The organism is Mucilaginibacter sp. (assembly GCF_041660805.1).
Lineage (GTDB): Bacteria > Bacteroidota > Bacteroidia > Sphingobacteriales > Sphingobacteriaceae > Mucilaginibacter.
Genome location: NZ_JBAZVP010000003.1, coordinates 420,334 through 444,429 on the forward strand (window position 1 = coordinate 420,334; position 24,096 = coordinate 444,429).

Annotated in this window: 17 protein-coding genes; 5 read left to right on the forward strand and 12 right to left on the reverse strand. The window is 42.2% G+C overall.

Features of this window, described 5'->3' with window-relative positions; translation table 11 throughout:
- Window positions 1-46: 46 nt before the first annotated feature.
- Complete coding sequence (locus WC743_RS07040) at window positions 47-1,306, reverse strand: sugar MFS transporter (RefSeq protein WP_373011171.1); 1,260 nt, start codon at window positions 1,304-1,306, stop codon at window positions 47-49.
- Between the two features lie 348 nt (window positions 1,307-1,654).
- On the opposite strand from WC743_RS07040, the gene WC743_RS07045 reads away from it, so the two are divergent.
- Entirely contained in the window at window positions 1,655-2,593 is a 939-nt protein-coding gene (locus tag WC743_RS07045; protein WP_373011172.1) for a hydroxypyruvate isomerase family protein, read from the forward strand.
- Between the two features lie 34 nt (window positions 2,594-2,627).
- On the opposite strand, the gene WC743_RS07050 is transcribed toward WC743_RS07045, so the two are convergent.
- Window positions 2,628-3,239, reverse strand: coding sequence for a phosphatase PAP2 family protein (locus WC743_RS07050; protein WP_373011173.1), 612 nt, complete (start codon window positions 3,237-3,239; stop codon window positions 2,628-2,630).
- Window positions 3,240-3,518: 279 nt separating this feature from the next.
- On the opposite strand from WC743_RS07050, the gene WC743_RS07055 reads away from it, so the two are divergent.
- From WC743_RS07055 to WC743_RS07065, 3 genes are all read left to right on the forward strand, one after another.
- Window positions 3,519-6,089 carry a hypothetical protein gene (locus WC743_RS07055; protein WP_373011174.1) on the forward strand — a complete coding sequence of 857 codons (2,571 nt, stop codon included), beginning with the start codon at window positions 3,519-3,521 and terminating at the stop codon, window positions 6,087-6,089.
- A 74-nt stretch (window positions 6,090-6,163) separates the two neighbouring features.
- Window positions 6,164-7,300: a glycosyltransferase family 2 protein gene (locus WC743_RS07060; RefSeq protein ID WP_373011175.1), complete on the forward strand. Its 1,137-nt coding sequence runs from the start codon at window positions 6,164-6,166 to the stop codon at window positions 7,298-7,300.
- Between the two features lie 103 nt (window positions 7,301-7,403).
- Window positions 7,404-7,562: a hypothetical protein gene (locus WC743_RS07065; protein WP_373011176.1), complete on the forward strand. Its 159-nt coding sequence runs from the start codon at window positions 7,404-7,406 to the stop codon at window positions 7,560-7,562.
- A 150-nt stretch (window positions 7,563-7,712) separates the two neighbouring features.
- On the opposite strand, the gene WC743_RS07070 is transcribed toward WC743_RS07065, so the two are convergent.
- Both WC743_RS07070 and WC743_RS07075 read right to left on the reverse strand, forming a co-directional pair.
- Complete coding sequence (locus WC743_RS07070; protein WP_373011177.1) at window positions 7,713-8,807, reverse strand: hypothetical protein; 1,095 nt, start codon at window positions 8,805-8,807, stop codon at window positions 7,713-7,715.
- A gap of 222 nt (window positions 8,808-9,029) precedes the next feature.
- Complete coding sequence (locus WC743_RS07075; protein WP_373011178.1) at window positions 9,030-9,389, reverse strand: hypothetical protein; 360 nt, start codon at window positions 9,387-9,389, stop codon at window positions 9,030-9,032.
- A gap of 368 nt (window positions 9,390-9,757) precedes the next feature.
- On the opposite strand from WC743_RS07075, the gene WC743_RS07080 reads away from it, so the two are divergent.
- Window positions 9,758-11,182, forward strand: a complete 1,425-nt coding sequence (locus WC743_RS07080; protein ID WP_373011179.1) for a DUF3943 domain-containing protein — start codon at window positions 9,758-9,760, stop codon at window positions 11,180-11,182.
- Window positions 11,183-11,185: 3 nt separating this feature from the next.
- Here WC743_RS07080 and WC743_RS07085 read toward each other — a convergent pair whose 3' ends face one another.
- The 8 genes from WC743_RS07085 to WC743_RS07120 form a co-directional block, all read right to left on the reverse strand.
- Window positions 11,186-12,583 (reverse strand): serine/threonine protein kinase, encoded by a 1,398-nt coding sequence (locus tag WC743_RS07085; RefSeq protein ID WP_373011180.1) that lies wholly within the window; start codon window positions 12,581-12,583, stop codon window positions 11,186-11,188.
- Window positions 12,576-13,367: an FHA domain-containing protein gene (locus WC743_RS07090; protein WP_373011181.1), complete on the reverse strand. Its 792-nt coding sequence runs from the start codon at window positions 13,365-13,367 to the stop codon at window positions 12,576-12,578. The genes WC743_RS07085 and WC743_RS07090 overlap by 8 nt, the downstream gene beginning before the upstream one ends.
- A 66-nt stretch (window positions 13,368-13,433) precedes the next feature.
- The gene (locus WC743_RS07095; RefSeq protein WP_373011182.1) at window positions 13,434-17,498 is read right to left on the reverse strand and encodes an FtsW/RodA/SpoVE family cell cycle protein; all 4,065 of its coding nucleotides are present in this window, start codon (window positions 17,496-17,498) and stop codon (window positions 13,434-13,436) included.
- On the reverse strand, window positions 17,485-18,957 hold the full coding sequence (locus WC743_RS07100) for a protein phosphatase 2C domain-containing protein (protein ID WP_373011183.1): 1,473 nt from the start codon (window positions 18,955-18,957) through the stop codon (window positions 17,485-17,487). Before WC743_RS07100 ends, WC743_RS07095 begins: the two co-directional genes overlap by 14 nt.
- 92 nt (window positions 18,958-19,049) lie before the next feature.
- Window positions 19,050-19,997: a hypothetical protein gene (locus WC743_RS07105; protein WP_373011184.1), complete on the reverse strand. Its 948-nt coding sequence runs from the start codon at window positions 19,995-19,997 to the stop codon at window positions 19,050-19,052.
- A gap of 91 nt (window positions 19,998-20,088) precedes the next feature.
- On the reverse strand, window positions 20,089-21,459 hold the full coding sequence (locus tag WC743_RS07110) for a serine/threonine protein kinase (protein ID WP_373011185.1): 1,371 nt from the start codon (window positions 21,457-21,459) through the stop codon (window positions 20,089-20,091).
- A 177-nt stretch (window positions 21,460-21,636) separates the two neighbouring features.
- Window positions 21,637-22,332, reverse strand: a complete 696-nt coding sequence (locus WC743_RS07115) for a sulfite oxidase-like oxidoreductase (RefSeq protein WP_373011186.1) — start codon at window positions 22,330-22,332, stop codon at window positions 21,637-21,639.
- 583 nt (window positions 22,333-22,915) lie between these two features.
- Window positions 22,916-23,926 carry an LLM class flavin-dependent oxidoreductase gene (locus WC743_RS07120; RefSeq protein ID WP_373011188.1) on the reverse strand — a complete coding sequence of 337 codons (1,011 nt, stop codon included), beginning with the start codon at window positions 23,924-23,926 and terminating at the stop codon, window positions 22,916-22,918.
- Window positions 23,927-24,096: the final 170 nt, after the last annotated feature.

The following is a 24,096-nucleotide window of genomic DNA, read 5'->3' on the forward strand; positions in this document are numbered from 1 at the left end:
TACCGGCCAAACTGCAGCCATTTATTTAACTGAAATTAAATCAGGCTTATAAACTGGGTTCAACCGCCATTACGGGAACTTCTTTTTTCCGGCCCCGCATATAAAGAGTTAATAAAGTAAAAGCTACAATTAATATTATTGGTATAATAAGCGTTAGCCTCAGCACCTCGGGGCCGGCTAAACTCTTGGCTGTTTCAAGTGCTTCGCCGGTAGCATTAGAACCTGCCGGTAAATGCTTTACAACCAGGTCATCATAATATTTACCCATAAAAATACTGTATATAGATACTGCAAACATACCTGCGCCACCCAGCATGTTTAAACCTAAAGCCCCTGATTTTGGAATATTTTCGGCAACAAAACCAATCATGGTTGGCCAAAAGTAACATACCCCTACTCCAAAAACCAACGCTGCAAAAAACACCGCGTTTCCGGTTAATGTACTTAACAGGTATAAGCCTATAGCAGCCACAACAGATGACATTAACAATACGCCCTGCGGAGAAAACCTGTGCACTATGGGGCCTGCAAATGCCCTGCCTATTACCATAACACCTGTTGTAAGTGTTAAAATTAAAATGGCATTACTGGTTACATTCTTTAATAAAACATCTATCCACTGGCCGGTAAATAGCTCGGTAACCGCGGTACCAAACATACATATGAACATAAAAATAAACAATGGCGACAGGAACGTGGCCTTATACATATCTTTTGTGGAATAGCCCGAAGCAACCCTTTCAGTAACAGGGAACTTTAAAGTATAGAACAGGTAACCATATATTAACGTAGGTATTATCATTACAGCTACTTGCACCTGCCAGCCTATATTAACATAGTTTAACAGCAAAACAAGCAGGGTACCTATAACAATACCGCCCGGAAACCACAAGTGAAAATGGTTTAGCTTGGTGGTCTTATTATCAGTAAATAATGATGCTACTAATGGGTTACAAGCTGCTTCAACAGTTCCGTTGGCAATGCCAATTAACAGTGTCGATATAAACAAGGTCCAGTATCCGGTTGCAAAAACCGTAAGTAAGATCCCTGCCAGATGAAGCACAAATGCCATTACCAATAATTTTTTCATACCGATAATGTCAACTATAAAGCCACCCACAACTATAGCCAGGGGGAAACCCCAGAATGCGGCAGCTGTAATTACGCCAAGTTGCTGGGTACTTAAATTAAAGTTGGTACCCAGCTTATTCATAATGCCCGCCCGGATGCCAAAAGAAAGTGCAGTTACAAGCAAGGCTAAACAGCTTGCCCAAAAAAGTTTGTTACGTTCAATAGTAATACTCATTGTATTTAGGGTTTAATTGGTTTATAATTCACAAAACGGCTAAACAATGCAAACAAATAATTGGTAATAAGCTTGCTTATTTCTCAGCCTGAATGACATAGCAATTTATTATTAATTTTTATATTTAATATCACTTTGCCAATATTGCTCAAAGTATTTTTGAAATACAGCACATTCACCTCCTTCTTTTTATCTAAAAAAACAAGGTAAACAACCGCCTGACTTTTTATTTGATCATAACTTTTATGATACCTTAACAGTAAATTGCACTATTGCCAATTCCTTAACTTTTGCTTTTGAATATGCCTTCATTAAGCCTATATTGCTACACCAAAATAAACCCAACCTATGAAACGTAGAAACTTTGTTCACAGCTCAGTACTTGCAGGCACATCATTGTTTACAGCGGGTGTTTTAAAAGCATCTACGCTTACCGGCTGTGCCGAACCGGCAGGCGTAACGGCTGTTGCGGGTAAACCCTTTAACATGAACTATGGGATTCATGACGGCATGTTTAAAAACCACGCCGGTGATGATTTTGTTGAGCAGATAAAATTCGCGTATGAACAGGGCTTCCGCGCTATTGAAGATAATGGCATGTCTGGTCGCCCCGTAGATCAGCAAAAAAAAATAGGTGATACGCTGGCTAAACTGGGTATGGCTATGGGTGTATTTGTACAACCGGGCCTGGGTAATGATAGCAATATGCTTGCATTAGGCAAGGCCGACCAGGTAGACAAGTTCATAGCATCATGCAAACAGGCCGTTGAAGTGGCCAAGCGTATTAACAGTAAGCTGGTAACGGTAGTCCCGGGTGATTTTGCGCGTAAACTGCCTATTGGCGTTCAAACTGGCAACGTTATTGAAGCTATAAAAAAGGGAACTGCCATACTTGAACCGCATGGTATTATTATGGTATTGGAGCCATTGAGTGACAACCCCGACCTGTTCCTGCGCACCCCTGACCAGGCCTATGCTATTTGTAAGGCAGTGGGCAGCCCATCATGTAAGATCTTATATGATATGTACCATGTACAGCGTAACCAGGGTAATATTATCCCTACACTTGATTTGGTTATTGATGAGATTGCTTACTACCAGGTAGGTGACAACCCCGGCCGTAACGAACCCGGCACCGGCGAAATGAACTACAAAAACATATTTAAGCACATTTACAATAAAGGATACAAAGGCGTAATGGGTATGGAACACGGCGTAGCAGGCAAAGGAAAAGAAGGCGAGCTGGCGCTGATTAAAGCCTACCGCGAAGCGGACAGCTTTATGTAATATACTGATGTTTTAAATTAAGCGCCAACGATAATTAATTGTCGGGGTATACCCTGTCACTTTTATTCTTTTTGTAAAACAGTTTTTGAAGTTTCCAGGTAAGGTATGATGTACCTGTACCCACAATTACACCGCCAAGTACGTCACTGGGATAATGCGCGCCACGATACATTCTTGAATAGGCTGTAGCAGCGGCAAATGTATAAGCCGGGGCAATTACATACCATTTAGGGTAAGAAAGACTAATCGATGTAGCCACAGAAAAAGTAGTTGATGTATGGCCTGACGGGAACGAGTAGCCTGTTGTATGGCCTTGCAGGGTTATCATATCTGCCCTTGCAAGAAACGGGCGCTGGCGCTGTATGCTGTTTTTAATGGCGCTTGTAAATAACCCGTTAGCTAACAGGGCAACACCGGTGTGTATAGCGTTTTGCTTTAACTGCGCATTGTTATCAATGATCCCTACAGCTAACATGGCAAATGGCGTAGCTACTGATAAAGGGATAGCCTTGTTTGATACAAACTCCCAGCCTTTATTAACGCCCGAATTTGGGTTGATCTTGGCCAGTAAACGCGTATCCCAATTTTGGGCGCGGCTTTGTGATACTGAGAAGAACAGTATCACCATCAATAATCTAAATTTCATTCAGGGTAAAACACAAATAAAACAAACTTACTTATTAACAGTAGCGTAAAGGTTTAGGAATGCATCAATTTAAAAAAAATGCAACCTAAATATACACAATCTATTAACTTAAAAGAATTATTTTTACAGGAAAAAATAATTAACTCAAATACGGTTAATTATTGACCAAACAAAACAATCTGTCCGTAACTTATTGTAGCTTAACGGATATTAAATACGAATATTATAATACTTCTTAAGCAACAGCTTTAAACCCGATACTTAACCGCTCGCAATTTAATGAAGCACACTTTTACCCTCTTTAGTATTATTTTCCTGTCTGCAAGCCTTTATACGAATGCGCAAAGTATTAAAAACGATAGCATAACTATAGCCATTGCGCCCGGGTATGATCATGTAGGTAAACTGCACCGGGCACTGTTTGGCGAAAATTACCGCAAGCTTTGGGCGGTACCTGTTAAGATAAGGGTATTTCATTTGCAAAAAGAAAAAGGCGGTTTAACTATTTTGCAGGCCGGCGGTGGTATGCAAACCAAATCTTTGAGGCTGCGTGATCCATCCGGGCAGGAATGGGTGCTGCGAACGGTACAAAAATTTCCGGAAAGAAAATTACCTCCAAACCTTCGTAAAACCGTTGCTAAAGACATTTTACAGGATCAAATATCAACCGCTAACCCCTTCGCTGCCTTAACCATTCCGCCAATGGCCGAGGCCTTGCATATACTGCATTCAAACCCCGAGATTGTTTACATCCCTGATGACCCCGCTTTTGGTAAATACCGTAAGGATTATGCAAATGCTGTTTTCTTGTTTGAAGCACGTGAGCCGCTTGAATCTGATAAAACTGATAATACCGCTAAGGTACAGGCAAAGCTTAAGGATGATAACGATGTGCGGGTTGATGATAAAATGGTGTTAAGGGCACGCCTGCTTGATATGATCATAGGCGATTGGGACCGGCACGATGACCAGTGGCGATGGAATAAAGACAAGAAAGGAAAAAGCACCCTCTACACCCCTATCCCGCGTGACCGCGACCAGGTGTATTATAAAACTTCGGGCGTTTTTCCGTGGATAGTATCGCACCAGTGGTTAAAGGCAAAATTCCAGCCTTTTAGTGCTAAAATAAGGGATATTAAAGCGTGGAATTTAAACGGGCAATACTTTGACCGGTATTTTTTAAACCAGTTAAATGAGGCCGATTGGAAGGAACAAATTGCATATGTGCAAACCCACCTTACAGATGAGGTAATAGAAGATGCTTTTAAAAGATTGCCTGCTGATATCTACAAACTATCTGCCCCGCAACTTATTAGTATTGTTAAGGCCCGCAGGGATAACATGACCAGTCAGGGAATTGAGTATTACAAGTTTCTGTCGCAAATAGTAGAGATCCCGATGTCTGATAAAAAGGAAAACTTTGATATCAGGGAAGAAGCCAACGGACAGGTAAAGGTCACTATAAATAAGATCACTAAGGAAGACAGCATAGCACAGGTGGTTTATACCCGCAGTTTTGATCCGGCAGTTACCAAAGAGATCAGGTTATATGGTTTGGATGGTAAGGACGTGTTCAGGGTAACAGGCGATGGAAGATCAACCATAAAAGTGCGGATGATAGGCGGCAACGGGGTTGATACCTTTGCTGTAGCACCTACTGTAAAAAACAAAGGCAACTTGTATATATATGACCGGTCAGATAAAAAGAACATCCTGCCGGAAAGCTCCGCTGCAAGGTTGCGCTTATCAAAAGATACAACGGTTAATAATTACGTTAAAGATAATTACCGGTTTGATAGGTTTGAGCCCATTATCCTGGCCCATTACAACAACGACTATGGCATTTCATTAATAGGCGGCTTCTCTTATACCAAACATGGTTTTCAAAAAGAGCCATATGCTTACCGGCATAAACTGCTGATAGATTATTCTTTAGAGCGCCGTTCTTACCTGATAACCTATGAGGGCGATTTTATAAAGGCTATTGGCAATAATGACCTTAGCATAAACATTACCTCAAGGGCGCCCAACAGTGTAAACAACTTTTTTGGAATAGGTAACGAAAGCCAATTTGTAGATAAAGGCAATAAAGAAATAGGGTATTACCGCAACCGTTATGATCTTATTAATGCCGATATAAAACTGACCCATACCTACGGCTCCTTTAAAGTAAATGGCGGTTTAGCGGCACAATACTACACCAGCGCGCTGGATAAAAATCAGCATAAGTTTTTAAATGACTATAATTCTGCCAATCCGCAGGAAAATGTTTTCGCACACCAATACTATGCAGGCCTGGTTGCCGGTACAGATCTGGATACACGTAATAACCCGAACAGGCCAACCAAAGGGATTTACTGGCATACAACTATAAAAGGCCTGCAGCAGTTAGGTAATAATGGTGACGACCGCTTCGGGCAGATCGTATCTGAATTTAATTTTTACCTCAACCCGGGGAGAGATTCTGTATTCACAATATCAAACCGGACCGGTGTAGGCACTACTATTGGCAACGCCGCCTATTACCAGCAATTAAAACTGGGCGGGCTGCATACCTTGCGCGGTTATCATACCTGGCGCTTTACGGGCAAAACAATGGCTTATAATGACCTTGAGCTGCGCTTAAAAGTGCTCGACTTTAACTCCTACCTGTTCCCCGGCTCTGTGGGTATATTGGGCTTTAATGACCTGGGCCGGGTATGGTCGCCAAATGAATCATCCTCGCAATGGCATGATGGTTATGGTTTCGGGGTTTATCTTATCCCGGCCGATCTTATTTCTATCCAGTTCTCTAAAGGATATTCAAAAGAAGGCTCCATCAGCTATTTATCAATTGGTTATAATTTTTAGGCATGGTTGCAAAGTCAGTTATTAACAAGCGTATTTAATAAATTTTATTCACCTTTGGTGAAACCTAAACTGCTATGGCGTTTTTTTGCTACAGTATATTCATGACCACCTGGTGGGTACTGCTTATTATTTACTTACTGATAAATATCAGACGGATAAAATCGTTAAGCAAACAGCCCCTAATTGATAAAGAGCCTTCAGTAGCCATAATTATAGCCGTACGAAACGAGGAAGAAGATCTGGAAAAAGCGCTGATAAGTGTTTGTAAGATCAATTATCAAAACTATCGCATTATTGTAGTAAATGACCGCTCTACAGACCGCACTGCCGAAATTTTGAACAATTTGGCATTGCAATATCCTCAATTATCCATAACAACTGTTACTACCCTGCCCGATGGATGGCTGGGCAAAAATAACGCCTTGTACCAGGGCTATTTATCAAGCACCGAAGAATGGCTATTATTCACGGATGCTGATGTGGAGTTTCATCCGGATGCGGTTAGCAAAGCATTAAATTATTCTGTTAAAAACAAGCTCGATCACTTATGTGTGTTACCGCATGTGGTATCACGTTCGCAGGCATTAAATAGTATGCTGGGCACTTTCACTTTAATGATGTTGATGCAATTCAGGCCCTGGGATATTAGCAACCCAAAATCAAGCGCGTTTATAGGTATAGGGGCCTTTAATTTAATTAATCGTGTTGCTTATGAAAAGATAGGCACCCATGAATCGATCAGGTTACGGCCTGATGATGACTTGAAACTGGGATACACGGTAAAAAAACATGGTTTACGCTCAGATGCCCTGTCCGGCGAACATTACATTTGCCTGGAATGGTATAAAAACATTAGCCAGTTTATTAACGGTTTAATGAAAAATGCCTTTGCCGCCAGCAATTACAGTATTACAAGGGTCGTTTTCGGCGGGCTCTTTACGCTCGTTCTTTTCAGCTTACCGCTGCCATTAATGCTCATATTCGGTACGCTTACAATTCGTTTAATGGCTGCTTTGATAATACTGTTTCAAATTATATATATGCTCAACCCTATCCTGCCGGGTAAATGGTGGCATGCATTAGCTATCCCATTTGCAGCTACACTTGTTGTATATATTATAGGGCGGGCCACATGGTTAACACTTAAGCAGGGCGGCATTTATTGGCGCGATACATTTTATTCGCTGACTATGCTAAAAGGCGAATCATAGAATATTAGCTACAAAGCTCTGTTCCGCTCTCAGCGGAACGGAACAAAGATCATAGATATGACGATTAAGATTGCTTTGGCACGATATTGGTTTATATACTAGTATGAAAATAGTACATATCAATATTAACCAGCCTATCAAAAAGATAGAAACATCCATAAGGGCTATGTTGCGTGTAGAATATAATAATTTGAAAGCTAATGTGCGTTTTTTAAGTAATCATCCTGCAAATCAACCGCAATTCCCGGGCTTTATTGCCTGATCATCATATACCATCTACCTATGGAAAATAAGCTTCTTTTTTAAAGGGGCTTTTTTTATGTCAACATACAGCGTATAATTTAATATACGCTGTATTTAAAACTGAACTCGCTTCGTGATTATTTGGTTAACAAATTCGCTCCGCTTCCTGTTAAGGCGTACCGTTTTTTAAACCTATTTCATGATTAGTATAATCCGTTAAATACTCATTGTCAATAAAAAAATCAAGACTGAATATGGTGCGGTAATCATTAGTATTGTTGGGGTTTTGTATGGTAGTTAAATAGGATGTACTTGTTGTGGTATAAGTGTAGGTAAAGCCCATGTTAGTAACAACTTTTACTGTAGAGTTTGGCGGCAGGTTACCTATAGCATTTGTTTCTTTAGTGTTCTCAATAATAGTTTGCGATGGGTTACCTGTATCAAATAATACCTGTGCCGAAGTAGTGGTACCGTTATAAGTAATAGTTGCCGGAATATTGGGCGAGTAACCGGCTGATGTACTGTACGTGAGCGGATGCATTATAAAACCCGTTGAAGTGGCCTTATCAACAGGTGTTAGGCCAATGGAAAGTAACCCCGCAACATAATTACCGGCAGAAGTAAAACTGGAAGCGTTAAGCGTAGCCAGCCTGAAACCCTTTGTTAGGTTTGCACCCACGTCAAAATAGCTAAGGGGACTGGCAATTAACGTGCTTGCATAACTTGTACCCGGCCCTACACCCATTACATCTGCCGAGTGGGCAGGCAATTTGGTATTGGTAACTTCATTCATGATTTTATAATACAAAAAGAAAGGGATGCGCTTGGTGCCGATGTTTCCGTTGGCATCGCCAATAGTAAAGGTAGCATAAGCCAGGTTACCATACTCTTTAGTAAGGTTGGTAGCATCGCCAAAACTCATTACTAATTCTTTTGAAGTAATGGTTATTCCGTTAACATTTACCGAGTCGCCGTTTACCTGTATACCGTTAGATGTGATCATAGATGCCGGTATAATGCCGGTAGCATCTAAAGTTAAACCAGACGAGCCCGTATCAAAAACGGTATAATAGTTAACTGTTTGTGTACCAACCTTTGTAATAGGGATAAACAAACGTTTGGATGTGCCCGATGAATATTGATATAGCCCTAATGTTGCCAGGTTTTTGACAGATGTATTGGTATTTGTTCCCTCTTTTTTACATGAGGTAATTACCATTACAAATACCATACTCCAAGTTATAGCAAACAGGTGTTTTTTCATATTATATTATTCTTAAGCAGTGCTTTTAAAATTCAATAAGTTTGTTGTAATAATACAAACTATGTATTCATGAAACATATTATTGAACCGATATAGTATAATGTTGGTAGAAAATTGTGCTATTTGCACAATAATGTATATTAAACGGGTTTGGAACGGTAAGTTAAAATAAAAAAAATGGCCAGGCTGATTAGCCTGGCCATTTTTTTATAGCTTGTTTGATTATTGGAAAATAAAATAAGATTTCTTGCCATCTTCATCATACACGCAGATCCGTTCTTTAACAGTCTGTCCATCGGTAGTAACTTCAATAGTATAGTTACCATATTCCAACTCATCTAATAAATAAGCTTTTGCTGCTGTCCCTTTGCTGGCCAGTTTATCTTTAAACATTGCAGTGTTAGTGCTTTCATTGTAAAATGTAACAACAGATTTGCCTGCATCTTCTTTTTGTACGCTAACACCAATGCTCAGTGATTTTTGCGATGGTGTAATTGAAATAAAATCCGCAGCAGGTGCTTTAGCGAAAGCAACTGTGCCTAATGTTAAAATTAACGTTAATAGTGTGATTGACTTTTTCATTTTTAATTTTTTTATTGTTTAAATATTGTTTTCTGTTTGATTTTCTTAAACAAATGAACAACAATCATTTACAACAAAAAAACACAATAGACCAGCACCCTAAAGTTATAGACCAATAGCCCTTTAAATCCGATTAGACATGTTTTTGGGTTAAATACCCGTTTGTCGTGAATTTTTGGCAGTTGGTAGTTCATAACTTAACGATGGTCAGACGGTTATACTTGTTTCCATTTAAATCAATTTGATATTAGCATTAAAAGAAATTGTAAACTTTTCGCATTTATAACTGTTCATTTTTTTAACAGTGTGTTAATACTGTCGCATTTAATTATTTGAAGATACTTTGTCACTTTTTATACCAAACGCTATTGAAACTACTTTACCTATCCTTTGCAATCACCCTATTCAGCATTTTAGTTAATGTGCCGTTATCATCTCGCGCGCAAACAGCGGGCGATGTATCTAAACTCGTTGACAGCACTGTTAAAACAGCTCCTCAAATCAGCTTAAAGCCCCTGCCTCCAAAACCAAAAAGATTTTGGCGTGCAGCTTATCAATTAGGCATAGCACAGGTAGTTCCATGGAGCTATAATCGTTTTATTGCCAATGTTGATTATGCACGCATTACAGGAGAAACTATAAAATATAATCTTAGCCCTACCCACTGGGCTTTTGATAAAGATATATTTCAAACTAACCAATTTGGCCACCCATACCAGGGAAGCCTGTATTTTAGCGCTTTTCGTACCAATGGCTATGACTTTTGGCAATCTGTACCGGCGGCATTTGCCGGCAGTTATTTATGGGAAACCTTTGGCGAAACCGAAGCGCCCTCACCAAACGATTTTATTAATACCAGCTTTGGCGGTATAGTGCTGGGCGAAATGAGTTACCGGCTCTCAAACAAGTTGGTAAATAACCACACCCGTGGCTTTAAACGCCAGCTTACCGAAGTGGCAGGCTTTTTAATAAACCCCATGAACGGACTAAACCGTATTATTGATGGCAAGTGGGGTAAGGTAAATCACACGGAAGCCGAACATGATTCATCAAGCATAAGTGCCGAGTTTGATCTGGGTACACGCAGCTTTAATGCCAACAATAAAAGCTTTATTAAATATGGTAAATTTGGTTGGTTTGGCCGGGTAAAGTTGCTTTATGGTAACCGTTATAAAGATTATGAAACGCCATTCAGCAATATCTATATTTCTGCCGAAATTGGCAGCGACGACAGTTCGCTGGTAAACAATGTAAACGTATACGGCTCACTGGCCGGCTGGGAGATCAAATCTAATGAGAAGCTGCAACACCTGGCCGTCCTGTCAGCAAATTATGATTATATCAGGAACGAGGCATTCTTTTATGGCGCGCAAAGTGTTAAGATCAACCTGTTATCTGAATATAACATCACCAAAATGTTCACCATAAATACCACATTTGGCCTTGGCCCGGTTTTACTGGCCGCTGTACCTGATAAATATAGATACCTCGGCCGCAGTTATAATTACGCTTCTGGTATAAGTATTAACGGCGGTGGCGGCCTAAATATATCTGAAAAGATCTTTGCCAGTATTGATTACCGTGGCGGATGGCTGCAAACTATAAACGGCAATAAATCACACTATTTTTTGCACACAGTGAATAGCGAGTTCAGGTTTTTCCCGAATAAGAAGTTTTCAATAGCGGCAGAACCGGGATATCTTATCCTCCGCGGATATTATAAGGACTATGCTGATGTTGATCAAAAGTATCCTTACTTCCGGGTATCTGTAAGGTATAGTGTAAATCTTTAAATTTTAAAATAACCCCAGGAATTTCTTCCTTTTCTTTGGCTTTTCCGCTGGTGTCGCGGCAGCATCTGCAGCTTTTTTCTTTTTAGCAGCTACCCGTTTAATCTCCGCCGCGGTTATGGCATCAATCGCGGCTTTTTCATCATAAGGGGCTAAAACATACGGCGGGTGCAAATAACCTTTGCCTGATGTGTAAATTGGCCTCCTGTCAATAACAGGGGCTTTTTTAGTAAGAAAAGCATATAAAGACAAGCCCATAAACGCAATTGCTATGATAATTATACCGGCAAAAGCACCTTTTGATAATACTACAAGCGACTTACTGCGCTCATAAATGCCATCGTCTTTATTATATTTTGCCCCTGCACTTATGGCAACAGATTCTAATGATGCTAACAGTTTGTTTTTATCTTTTTCAGCCTCCCGTTGTTGGTCAAGTTCAGCCTGCAGGCGTTCGTTCTCGGTCAATAAAATGCCCTGCTGGCTCTTAGTGTCTGATGATAGGCTGCCATTCACTATGGCCTCTTTTAATTCTACAGCACTTGTATAACGGTTACCCGGCTTTTTTTCAAGGCATTTATTTACTACCTGTAACAGCCATTGCGGCACCTGCATTTCCTGCGCCTGCTTTTCATCTGTCCAGCTTTGGGGCATAGCGGCTTTGCGGGCAGTTAAAAGGTCGGGTATCGGAGCTTCTAAATGCGCTATCATCACCTGGTTCCGGTTGGTTTCGCTATTGCCCTCAAGCGGAAACGGCACCTGCCCGGTCAGTAATTCATACATTATTATTCCGAAGCTGTACACATCTGTTTGCTGTAACATATCGCCATCCTGCTGCTCAGGGGCCATAAACTCTACAGCTCCCGCATTGCGGATGCTTGTACGGCGCTGTTCTTCGGTCAATATTGCCATCCCGAAATCTAACAGCACATAATTACCGGTATTGATGTTGTATTTAACGTTATTGCTTTTAATATCGCCATGCTTAATGCCTAGCTGATGGCAGTGCGCCAATGCATTTGACAGCTGATAAGCCACCCGGATCACCTCCTGCAGCATGAATATCTTTTCGTGAGGCGGTTGTAGCAGTTCGCACAGATCAGGCCCCTCAATGTATTCCATTTCGATATAAGGTAGTGACCCACTTTCTGTAATACCCGAACTCAGGAACTTTACCACATTTGGGTTAGCTATCTCGTTAACCTTTTGCAGCTTGGCTACTTCGTTCTTAAAATTACGGAAGTTCTTATCCTCTTCACTTTCAGAATATATAGGTGTTGGCAGCAGTTTTACCGCGGTAAGTATTGGCCCCATGCGCCTGCCTTTATATACCGACCCTTGTCCGCCGGTGCGTAGTGCGCCCAGGTTCTCTAATCCTTCTGTTATCGTAAAAACTTTACTCATTCGTTGCAGGTTGATAGCTAAACTCTAAAACGGCCGATTCGCCTAAGATGATCTGGTCGCCTTCCTGTAGCTGGTGGCCTATATGTGTCGAACTTAATTTTATAACATCCTCACTCTTCTCACTTCGTATTTTGATCTTATTACGTGGCGGAACGCCGCCCTCATCAGCAAATATCATAAACTTGCCGGCATCATTATTCCACTCAATATGGGCATGTTGGCGGCTCACAAATTTATTGCTTCCGTCGCTGCTTTCAGATGGGAAAGCGATTTGGTTGGTACGGAAAAATCCGTCATCAGCCTGGGCCTTTTTATCGCGGCCAATATTTATTTTATCCCCGCCGGATGTAATGTTATACTCCGGTTTATCTGTTTCGCCACTTAAAGCCCGCACGTAAGCAGATGCGGTTTGCTTTATAAAGTTCTTGCTCGTTTTAATAAAGAACCCGGCATTTAGCTTGTTCGACTTTACAGCCTCTGGCGGAAAATCCTGGTTCATAACCACCTCCATTACCCAATTCTCTGGCAAAGCAACGGCATAGTCATCAGCAATCCGCTGAACTTCGTCCTTAAAAATTTCCGGTTCATCCGCATAAATCGCGGCCTCATACACGGCGCATTCTGATGCAGGGCAGGCTATATAAAGGTTTAAGCCTTTAATATTCCCACCTTCGCCGCCTTCGGCTTTCTGTAATTCCTGCTTAACAAACTGAAGCAATTCATAACGAATGCCCTTTACGTCAGCCGGCTTATTTTCCTTATCGCTTTTAAATAAATTAAACATTATGCTGTTACGTAACTATTATTGAACCTTTAAACCTTATGATATATTGCATAACCAAACCATTATTTAGTTGTTTGCAACAATGCTTTTAATATAACCTTTTTTAAGCAAATACGGTATTACGTGTTGCCCGGCAAGCCTAACCGCATCTGATGAACCCTTTGTAGACTCGATACGGATACAAACCACCATATTGCCCGCCCCCTTCACTTTTGGCGCGAAAAACACATACCAGCCGTCATTTATCTGCTGCTTTTTCCAGATACGTTCTGGTGTACCCGTTTTACCCGCCACGGCAAGGTGTAACGTATAAGCCTTAGCCGCGCTTTGCTTTATCATATAGCCACGTATTAATTCGGCATACTTTGGATCGTTAGCTATTTTGATACCCGGCTTAATTACCGCAGTTGAATCACTAACTTTTAACACATATCTGTTATTAGGCATAGTACCATTGTTTGCTATACCCGATGCCAGCCTTGCAACAGCTGCCGGGGTAGCTATCAGTTCGCCCTGCCCCCATGCCATACCCGAAATACCCTTCGCGCGCGTTCTGCGGATGTTATTAGGATCGTATCTTGGCTTGGTATTAAATTCGGTTTTACGCCATAGCTCGCGCCATTTTTCTTCCTGCGCGGTATTTTCTTTTTGCCTGCCGTAGTAGTAACCGCCTACTCCATGCAGGAACATGCCTGTTTTGAGGTACAGCGTAGCCATGTCTTCCTGCAAATGCTGTTCATTCGCCAGTTTAATAAAGTACACGTTGTTTGATTTAGCAACGGCATTTTCCAGTGTTATCACACCTGTTTCATCGGGCTCTATACCTTTTGTACGGATACGCTCCCATGAGGCTACATTGTATTTTTTGCTTGCAGCAGCTATACCCAACTTGTTAAATGATGCCATGGTAGTGATCAGTTTAGCGGTTGAGCCCGGCTGTGTAGCTAAAGTAAAACCTAAGTCGGTAGTGGTCATCCATCCTGCCAATTGGTTTTGCTCTGCATTGGTCATGGTAAGTTTTTCCCAATCATGAATTGGCGGCAACGGATATACCGCCGATGCAAGCACATCACCTGTGCCCGATTCCATTATCACTACCGATACCCGGTTATCCAGCAATGCGGTATCTGCCGCAATGGAATTTTGAATGCTTGTTTGCAACTCTGCATCCATAGTAAGCTTCACATCCCGGTTACGGTTCTTAAACGCTTCTACCTCCTTACTGTTTATACCCGCCAGCAGCAGGGACGATAGCGCGCTGTAATCTTTCTTCACTACCGTCATTTCCTTTACACCGCGCGCCAGGAACCTGTCTTCGCGGTAACGGTTGGCGGTAACATTATAATTGGTGGTAGGCAGTTTAAAGCCGCGCAATTCTGCCGCGTGCTCATACTCGGCAAAGTAGCCGTTGCTGCTGCCGTTAAAAACACCTGTATTGGCATCGCCCGTCCAAAAAAACATTTTTTCTTCAAACGGATAATACCTGTCCAGCCGCTTGTGCACAGCAGAATCTATATTATAACCCTGTGCACCTGCAACGGCCAGTTTAGCACGTTGTTTCCGCACCAGTTCGGGCTTACTGGTGGCCAGCAATACGCCATCGCGGTCATACAGGTTACCCGCCTGCAAGCGGTTCATTAGTATAGCAATACGTGGGTTATAACTAAACATCCGGGCGCCGCCTTTATCGGCCACTAACGATGGCTGTACCACCCACTTTTTATTGTTTAGCAAGTATTGCGATATGCTTACCGTTAACAGCAAAATTCCTGTACAAGCCGCAATTAATGCAGGCACCAGATTTTTATCCTGTTGTTTTGATATATAATTCATTTGTACCGGCGTACCCCGCACTAAGGATGCTGAGAGCAAAAACCCCGATGCCAGTAAGTTGGCTACTAATGACGAGCCCCCATAACTCTGGAAAGGTAATGACACTCCCGATAGCGGCAATGCGCCTATGGAGCCACCCGCAATTAGCAGGAACTGCACAAAGGTTGAGAGCCCAATCCCGGCACATACATAGAACAGAAATGGCGTCCCCGTTCGCCGCCCTATAATGATGGAGCGATGCAGATATAACAGGAATAACAGGAATATACAAACAATGCCCGTCCAACCAAATTCTTCGCCCATTGATGGGAGTATCATATCGGTATGTGCTTCGGGAATGGTTTTAGCGAAACCCTCGCCTACACCCTGACCGGATATGCCACCGCTTGACATTGCCCAAAGGCCGTTGGCTACCTGGTCGCCACCGTAAACTTCATTATTCCAGGCATCCTGCCAAATGGCCTTACGGTCTACCAAACGCTGTACCGGGCCAGGGAATAGTTTACCTAAGTACGGGATCTGGTCAATAGTTAGGAACGCTGCCATAATGATCAATACCATTATAGCCGATTCGCTAAGCGACCTGCGCTTAAATATCATTACCAACCCAACAATCCCGGCTGTAATTAATGCCGATAGCCACACATTTTTGACAAGCCATGATACCAGAACGTACAGTACCACCGCGCCGGCCATAAACATAAAATCGCCCCGCGAAAAGGAGAACAACGCTATAAAGGTAAAACACACCACCATTGCCGGGCCCAGATCGCCCAATATTAAAAACAGCAGCAGGGTTACCAGAATGGCTATTAATGCAAATGAAAAGAACGACCAGCGCTTTATCCAGCTGGTGTACTCGCTGATGAGTTTCTCGTTAGCGGCAAAAAATCCCGCCAGGAAAAGAATGATCAGATATTTTACGATCTCGCTTGGCTGAAAACCGAACAAGTTTACTTTAACCCCGCTACCCTCCGGCCCGGTACCAAATACAATGGTCATGGCCAATAGCCCGGCGGCCATAACTACCCAGGGCCATCCGTTTGATGCGGTACTACTGCTTTTAAAAACAAGCATCCGGTAGATCCAGGAATCGGGCGTAAAGCGGCGCAGCTTAAACTGCATCATTAAGAGCATAGCTGCCAGCCCTATGCCTAAATAAACCAGTGTACCCTCAGCAAAAAAGCGATCGCGCAATGGGTCTTGCAAGCTTAGCAGCGTTAAAAACGACATGCCCGTGAGCAGCATTACCACCGGCAATATCAACTGATCTGCGGTGCTAAACTTCCATGATAGAATAAGGTGCACAAACAAAAATGCCCCTACAAAACTTGCAGCGATGATCCAGAACCATTTATTAAATTCATCGGGGGTGCGAACAATAAATGACTTTTCTTTTTTGAGGATATTAAAATCGCGTGTTGAAAAAAGCTTAATAGTATGCGGCAACTGGCTGAAGGTAAAGCTTGCATCCTCAGTCAAATTCGCTACCCCCTGCGATGTACCAAACTGGTAGCCCGGCTGTAATGGCAACACTTTAAAAGCTCTACCTGTTGGCAGGTTTTTAAAGCTGTAATTGCCCTGCGCATCGGTGCGGGCGTAAGCGGTTAATTCCTGCAAACGGCGCTTGCCCGCGCTATCAGGCAGGTAAACTTTTTTTACATCGTTAGTATTTTCGGTAATCAGTTTTACGTCTTCGGTTAGCTCGTCATTATAAATACTATCCTGCGGCAAGATCATTTCCAGGCGGATGAGCACACCCGGTACCGGTTCTTTTTTATTAACGATGCTCCCGCTGATACTATAACTGCCCATTGCCAGGTCATTTACCGATGGCAAATTTGGCGGGTTCCTTCTTTCCTGCGTAAAACGTACCGAGTCATCGCCGGTATAACCTAATAATGAGCGCGAAGCGGTAACCCGGCTTTTAAAAGATTCGCCGCCTTGGGCAAAGGCATCATCGGCAATTATGTAATATTTGCGCTTGTTAAGCTCCCCTACGTTGTCAATTTTATCGCCAATGCGAATGTTGTTACCAACGGTAGCGGTAATAAGTGCAATGTCGCGCTTGTCATCAAAATAATAACCTTTAGTAAGCAGATTATGAATTTTGTTTGCAGGGTCGCTACTGGTAAGATTTACCATGGTACCATCCTGCAGGCGTTTATCTACATCCGCGAAGCGCAATTGCAGCACCGTGAACAGCCTGAAGAATAAGAACAGGAACAGAACGGCTATAAGTAATATAAACCACCGCTCCTTTAATCTGCTTATGGTTAGGTGGTTATCGGGCTCCATTAGGTTTTTGAATGATTTTGGCTACTGTATCTGCTTGAATTTTTATACCCGGGAAATCGGCAGTTATAAATCTTCTATCGGCTAAAAAATATTGTTTTTGTATGGCTAAACGGCAATTAGTAAACTGTGTGCCTCTTAAGTAAAGGGCGGTATTGAACAAGGAAATCCCTGTATCGAAGCCTTCAAATTTTATATTATCAAGCACAATTACCTTACATTCCGCAGCAATATCCATTGCCGGGCCATGGTAGGCGCTATCGCGCTTTAAAACAATATTCCCCTTTCCCCTAATGTAGAGGGTATCTTTTAGAATATGCAAAGTATCGCTTATAACTATGGCTTGTTTAAAGGTAGTATCTGAAAGGTTTAGCGTATCTGTCTTTAGATTGTTCAACAAGTTTTGCAGCTTGATCTCATCAGGATTACGGATGGGGGCATCTTGCCCTGCAACAGTTTTAACAGGTGATGTAACCGGCTGATTCCCCTTTTGCCATTGTAAATAAAGCCACACGCTTGATGCCGCGAATGCCAGGCACAAAATGGTAAGTAAAATGGTTAAACCATTGCTTCTCTTTTCGGCCATAGGTTTAGGGTTTGATTGTGGGGTTTCGGTTACTGCATCTTTCCGGTTAGGGATCATTTCCGCATCGGCGGCATTAACGTTTTTTTTTAAAACGGCAGCAGGTTTTACAGCAGCGGGCTTTTGCGATGTTTTATTGTTTTGAACCAACACCACGGTAACGTTATCCTTACCGCCATTTTCATTGGCAGCAGCTATTAACTGGGTTGCCTTTTCCTGTAAGGATGTATTTTGAGTGATGATATTTGTAATACCGCTTTTATCAACCAGATCCGTCAGTCCGTCACTGCAAAGCAAAAGCATATCGCCCGGCAAAAACGGCGATTGCCCCGTCTCCACAAAGCTTTCGTCGGTATCTATCAGGGTAGTAAAGCCAAGTGCTTTATTAATCTCGTTGCGCTTGGGGTGGTTCATGGCTGCTGTTTCCGTTAGCCTGCCCGAGTCTTCTAAAAAGCCTACAAAGGAATGGTCTTTAGTTATTTTAACCAGCGATTCATCGCGCAGCAAATACAAACGGGTATCGCCTACATGGGCATAGTAAAACGTGTTGTTCTCTACATCAACCAATGCTATTGTAACAACGCAGGCCATACCTTCCAGTTCCTTATCAAGCTGTTTTTTATCGAAGATACTTCTGCTGGCAAGCTTTAAAGCCTCAATCATAGCAGGAATATATTCGCCCTCTACATTGTTTAATTGCTGGGTAATTACATCTTTGGCAATGGCCGCAGCCACCTCACCACCGCTGTAACCACCTACCCCATCGATAACAGCCGCCAGCATCAGGCCGTTGTTCATAACATTCTGAGCAATAAAAGTATCCTCATTGTTATCCCGAACTTTGCCGGTATCGGTTAATCCAAAATAATTTTCAGCCATTGCGTTTACCGGAGTTTTTAATATCAATAAAATGGGTGGCCAAAAGGCAAACACCAATTACTAATAAGCCTATGGATAAGATTTGTGACATGTTATGCTTTAAACAGGTTTAAGCCAATAATTCCGTTAAGTAACATGCGGGAGTTAACAGGCAATTCCACCCACTTGGGCGAATTTACGTGGCTGCGTTCCACAGTTACCTCATTGAGGGTAGTTATTTCACCGAAAGAGGCCATGTAGAATTTGCCATCGGCATGGTTATATTTTATTTGCAGGTGCGGGGCGTTAACCCACTCTGATGGTATGGTAAAAATATTTGAATCCTCGCGTGTTTCATCACTTCCGGATACGATGAGATCATCTTCTTTCATCAAATACTCCACCTTTTTACCGGCAAACTGCTGGTCGGGAATGATGGTTTCTAAACGGGCAATATTGGTTTGGCCCGGCTTGGCGGCAGTTTGAGCTTCTGTTTCAAGTGCTTCCTCATAAGGAATTTCAAAATACCCTTCGCTGTAATAGGTAAAACCTTTTAATATATCCTGATCTACATCAAAAGTTTGGGCAATACCTGTTTGGCGCGGAATGAACGTTACCCGCAGGTTTTCTTCCTTTTTATTATTATCGGGCAACAGTTTTCCTATAAAGCCTTTATCGCCCCGCGCATAATCCGGATGCGACACCAGCCTGAACACCCATTTGGATCCCGAAGGCTTAACGGTTTTCCCTTCTGCACGATGTTCTTTCAGGATCTTATAAAATTGCTCTACCGTTTCATGAACAATGAGGCCAAAGATGCCCTGTTTATTGGCTACAAATTCTTTATAGTCCTCGGCATTAAAGCTGATAATGAACTCGTGATAAAACACCACCCTATCGGCAAAGGAAAGCTCCTTTATTGATTCTTTAAATTTCTCGATTATATAGCTGTAAACGGTATCGGGGGTAAGCGCTTTCGCTTTAGCCCTTTCACTGGTCTCGTTTGTTAAAAACCAGTCTTGTATGCCTATGCGCTGCCAAAAATTAGGGGTTGATGCCATTTAATTGAACTTGAAAGTATGAAGGTGATATGTGTTACTGAACATAAAATTGCTGCAGATGTTTTTATCTGCTATAAAGTTTAATTTAAATCTATTGATCGGGTTTAACAGTTGTGTCTGTTGCTAAACTGTCGTTACTGTCTGTATTAGGTTTGGGTTCGGCGTTCTTCTGGGCATTCTTAATGCTGTCCCGCCTCAAGGCTTCAAAATCAAGCCGGGTAGGTGTATCAGCAACCCCGGCATTGCCATAATCTACTGGTTTTGCTTTTTTTGCAGTATCATCCTCTGTTTGCAGGCTATCTTGCTTTACCGAAGTTGGGTTAGCTTGCTTTTTTATAAAGGTAGAGTAAACAGAGAAGCCCATAAATAATACCAGCAAGGTCATCACCGAATAATAGAACGGTTTTGACAATGTTACCTTCGATTCATCTTCAACCGGTTCTGCATTTAAAGGTGGGGCCTGCCGTAATTTCAATAACTCTTTCTGCAAGCGTTCGTTCTCGCTTTGTAAAGCAATGGCATTTAAACCCGCTTGCTGGCTGTTACCATCTGCTGCCGAAAGACTGCCGCTGATAATTGCCGCATCAAGTTCCTTACCACTTGGGTAACGGTCTTCGGGCTTTTTTTGCAGGCATTTACTTATTATCCGCAGCAACCATTGGGGTACTTGCATTTCCTGCGCGCGCCTTTCTGCATCCCATGTTTTGGGGATAGCCTTTTTACGGGCGGTTAGCAGATCAGGGATCTCAGATTCAATATGAGCCAGCATTACAGCATTACGACCGGCATCACCGCCGCCTATTAACGGGAAGGGTACTTCGCCGGTAAGCAATTCATATAAAATTATCCCATAACTATATACATCTGTTTGCAACAACATTTTGCCTTCGTGCTGCTCTGGCGCCATAAATTCAATTGCCCCCGCATGGCGGATGCTGGTACGCCGCTGCTCTTCGGTCATTATTGCCAGCCCGAAGTCTAACAATACATAATTACCCGTATTGATGTTGTATTTTACATTATTGCTTTTAATATCGCCATGCTTAACCCCTACCTTATGGCAATGTGCTAAGGCGCCCGCCAGTTGGTCGGCAACGCGGATGGCTTCTTTTAACGTAAATACTTTATCATGCGGCGGATGCAGCAGTTCGCCCAGATCAGGCCCCTCAATATACTCCATTTCAATATAAGGGAATGAGCCGCTATCTGTAATACCCCAGCTTAATATTTTTACCACATTAGGATTAGGCTGTTCATTAACCTTTTGCAGTTTGGTTACTTCATTACGGAAGCTGCGGAAGTTTTTGTCCTCCTCGCTTTCGGTATGAATTGGGGTTGGCAGCAGTTTTATCGCGGTGAGTATGGGCCCCATGCGCCTGCCTTTATATACAGAACCCTGTCCGCCGGTGCGTAATGCCCCTAAGTTTTCCAGTCCTTCTGTTATTGTGAATACTTTGCTCATTAATAGTTAATTATTATCCGCAGATACTTGTATCGGCATTATACAAACTAAATTACGTTTTATGGGTATACTTTGTTGTAAACAATTAACATCTTTTTATTAACCAACGCAGGTTTCAGCAATAAAAAAGCCCCTGATGTTAAAATCAAGGGCTGTAATATGTTAATTGATATGGCTTTAATCGCTATAACGGTCATTTCGCCAGGGATAGGCGGTGTTAGAGTAACCCCGGTCTTCCCAAAAACCCAATTTATTTTCGGTCAAAAACTCTATCCGTTTAATCCATTTGGAACCCTTCCAGGCGTATAGCTGCGGGGTGATCATACGTACCGGGCCGCCATGCTCAACAGGGAGCGGCTGGCCGTCATAAGTATGTACCAACAATACGTCGGGCTTAAGCGCTTCTTCTAAAGAAATATTGGTAGTGTAGGTGTCATAACCATAGCACATTATATGGGTCGCATTTTCTTTTGGATGTACCAGGGCAGCAAGGTCAAGCAGGCTTACGCCTTTCCAATGCATATTTAGTTTTGACCAGGTGGTTACGCAATGAAAATCTGAAGAATCTTTTGTTTGCGGCAGATCTAAAAACTCTTTCCAGGTTAAATTAACCGGGTTTTCAACCGCACCATCAATTTTAAGTCTCCAGCGATCCAACGGGATATTGGGCTGATAGCCCAGATCAAGCACCGGCCATTTTACGGTAACTGTTTGCCCAATGGGTAAAGTGGGCATACCGTGCCGGTTTGGTATACCCGAGCCTTTTGGAGCGTCATCTGCAACAGATGGTGTCAGTTTCATTTTTTCTTCAAAACGGGCCTTTAGCTTCATGCGGGCCTCAATTATCCGGTTTAGTTTTTCTGACTCTTCCATCTGGCTTATATTTATATAAATATAATAAAAGCTTTAATATTTCTAAATGCTTCGGCAAATATCTTGTAGGAATATAGCTTGATGAATGCTCAAAATAGGGGTAGCTTTAAACTAAACGGTTTGCAACAGCCCTAATTATATTTCTTATTTATTAAATATTTCTCCGCGTTAAAAAAGAATTTACAAATGATAGTATTACTCAATATTAAGGTATATTACGCCATACAACGCTCGTTGTCAGCCTAAAAGCCGGGGCATAATTACGGCTGTTATTAACCAAATTATATCTAATTATTATGGAAAAGTTCAAAAAATTGAACAGAGACGAAATGAAAAATGTAATGGGCGGATTAGTTGGACCAGGGCCAGGCGGGCCAGGTAATGGAGCTGGTGGTTACAGATGTTCCAGCACAAGTATTACGGGCGCGTGTTATTGGCATGATTATAAGCCTTCATGTCCTACAGGCTTCAAGCTTGAGACATGTAACACTAACAGCCAGGTTTAATAAAAAAAGCCGCCAAAAGCGGCTTTTTTTATGCGGCATATATTTGATATACTATCATATATAGTGTAATAAAAGCTTTAATTTTTCTTAAATGCTTCGGCAAATATCTTGTAAGAATACAATCTTGATGAATGCTCAAAAATGTGCGAGGTAGCCATAACTTCATCTACACCTGTTTGCTCAATAAAGGCGTTCAATTCGGTTTTAATTTTTTCGGGGCCGCCTATAAACGAATAAGCCAGCATTTGCATAACGGCTTCTTCTTCAAAAACGTTCCAAACACTGTCCATGTTGTTAACAGGTGGCGGCAATAATTGCCTTTTGCCGGTAACAACGCCCATAAAAAATTGCTTTACTGATGTTGCCAAACGGTCCGCCTCGGCATCGGTATCGGCAGCAACCACATTTACGCATGATAATACATAAGGGCTTTGCAGATATTCCGACGGTTTAAAGTTATTACGATAAATTTCTATGGCCTCCATAAAGTATGTTGGTGCAAAGTGGCTGGCAAAAGCATAAGGCAAACCAAAGGCCGCGGCTACTTTCGCACTATCGGTACTTGAACCTAACACCCAGATAGGTATATCCAACCCCTCGCCGGGAATGGCCCTCACTTTGGCATTGGCATTATCTGCCGAAAAGTAGGTTTGCAGCTTAACAATATCCCGCGGGAAGTTATGCGCCGCGTTAAAATTTTCGCCACGGATGGCCAGCGCGGTTGTTTGATCAGTACCCGGGGCGCGGCCCAAACCCAGATCTATCCTGCCGGGGTAAAGCGATGCCAGGGTACCAAACTGCTCGGCCACAATTAAGGGTGAGTGATTGGGCAGCATAATACCGCCCGAGCCTACCCTGATGGTTTTTGTACCGCCTGCTATGTAGCCTATTAATACCGATGTTGCAGAACTTGCCACATTCATCATATTATGATGCTCTGCAAACCAATAGCGGGTGTAACCTAATTTTTCGGCCTGTTGGGCAACATCCATGCTTTTTTTAAAGCTATTAGCAGGGTTACTGCCTTCGGTAACTGTTGCCAGGTCTAATACGGAATATTTTATATCGGATAATTTTTTTAAACTCATAGTATTTTCTTTCCTGCCGGTAATTATTGGCAGGGTATCCATCCAAAATTAATGCTAAAGAGATACTATAAATAACAAAGTTTATAGATATGACTTTGGGCTCACAAACAGAGGGAAATATTACAAATAGCTGCATTGGTTCATTATTTGACTTAGATAAGAAGCATTCA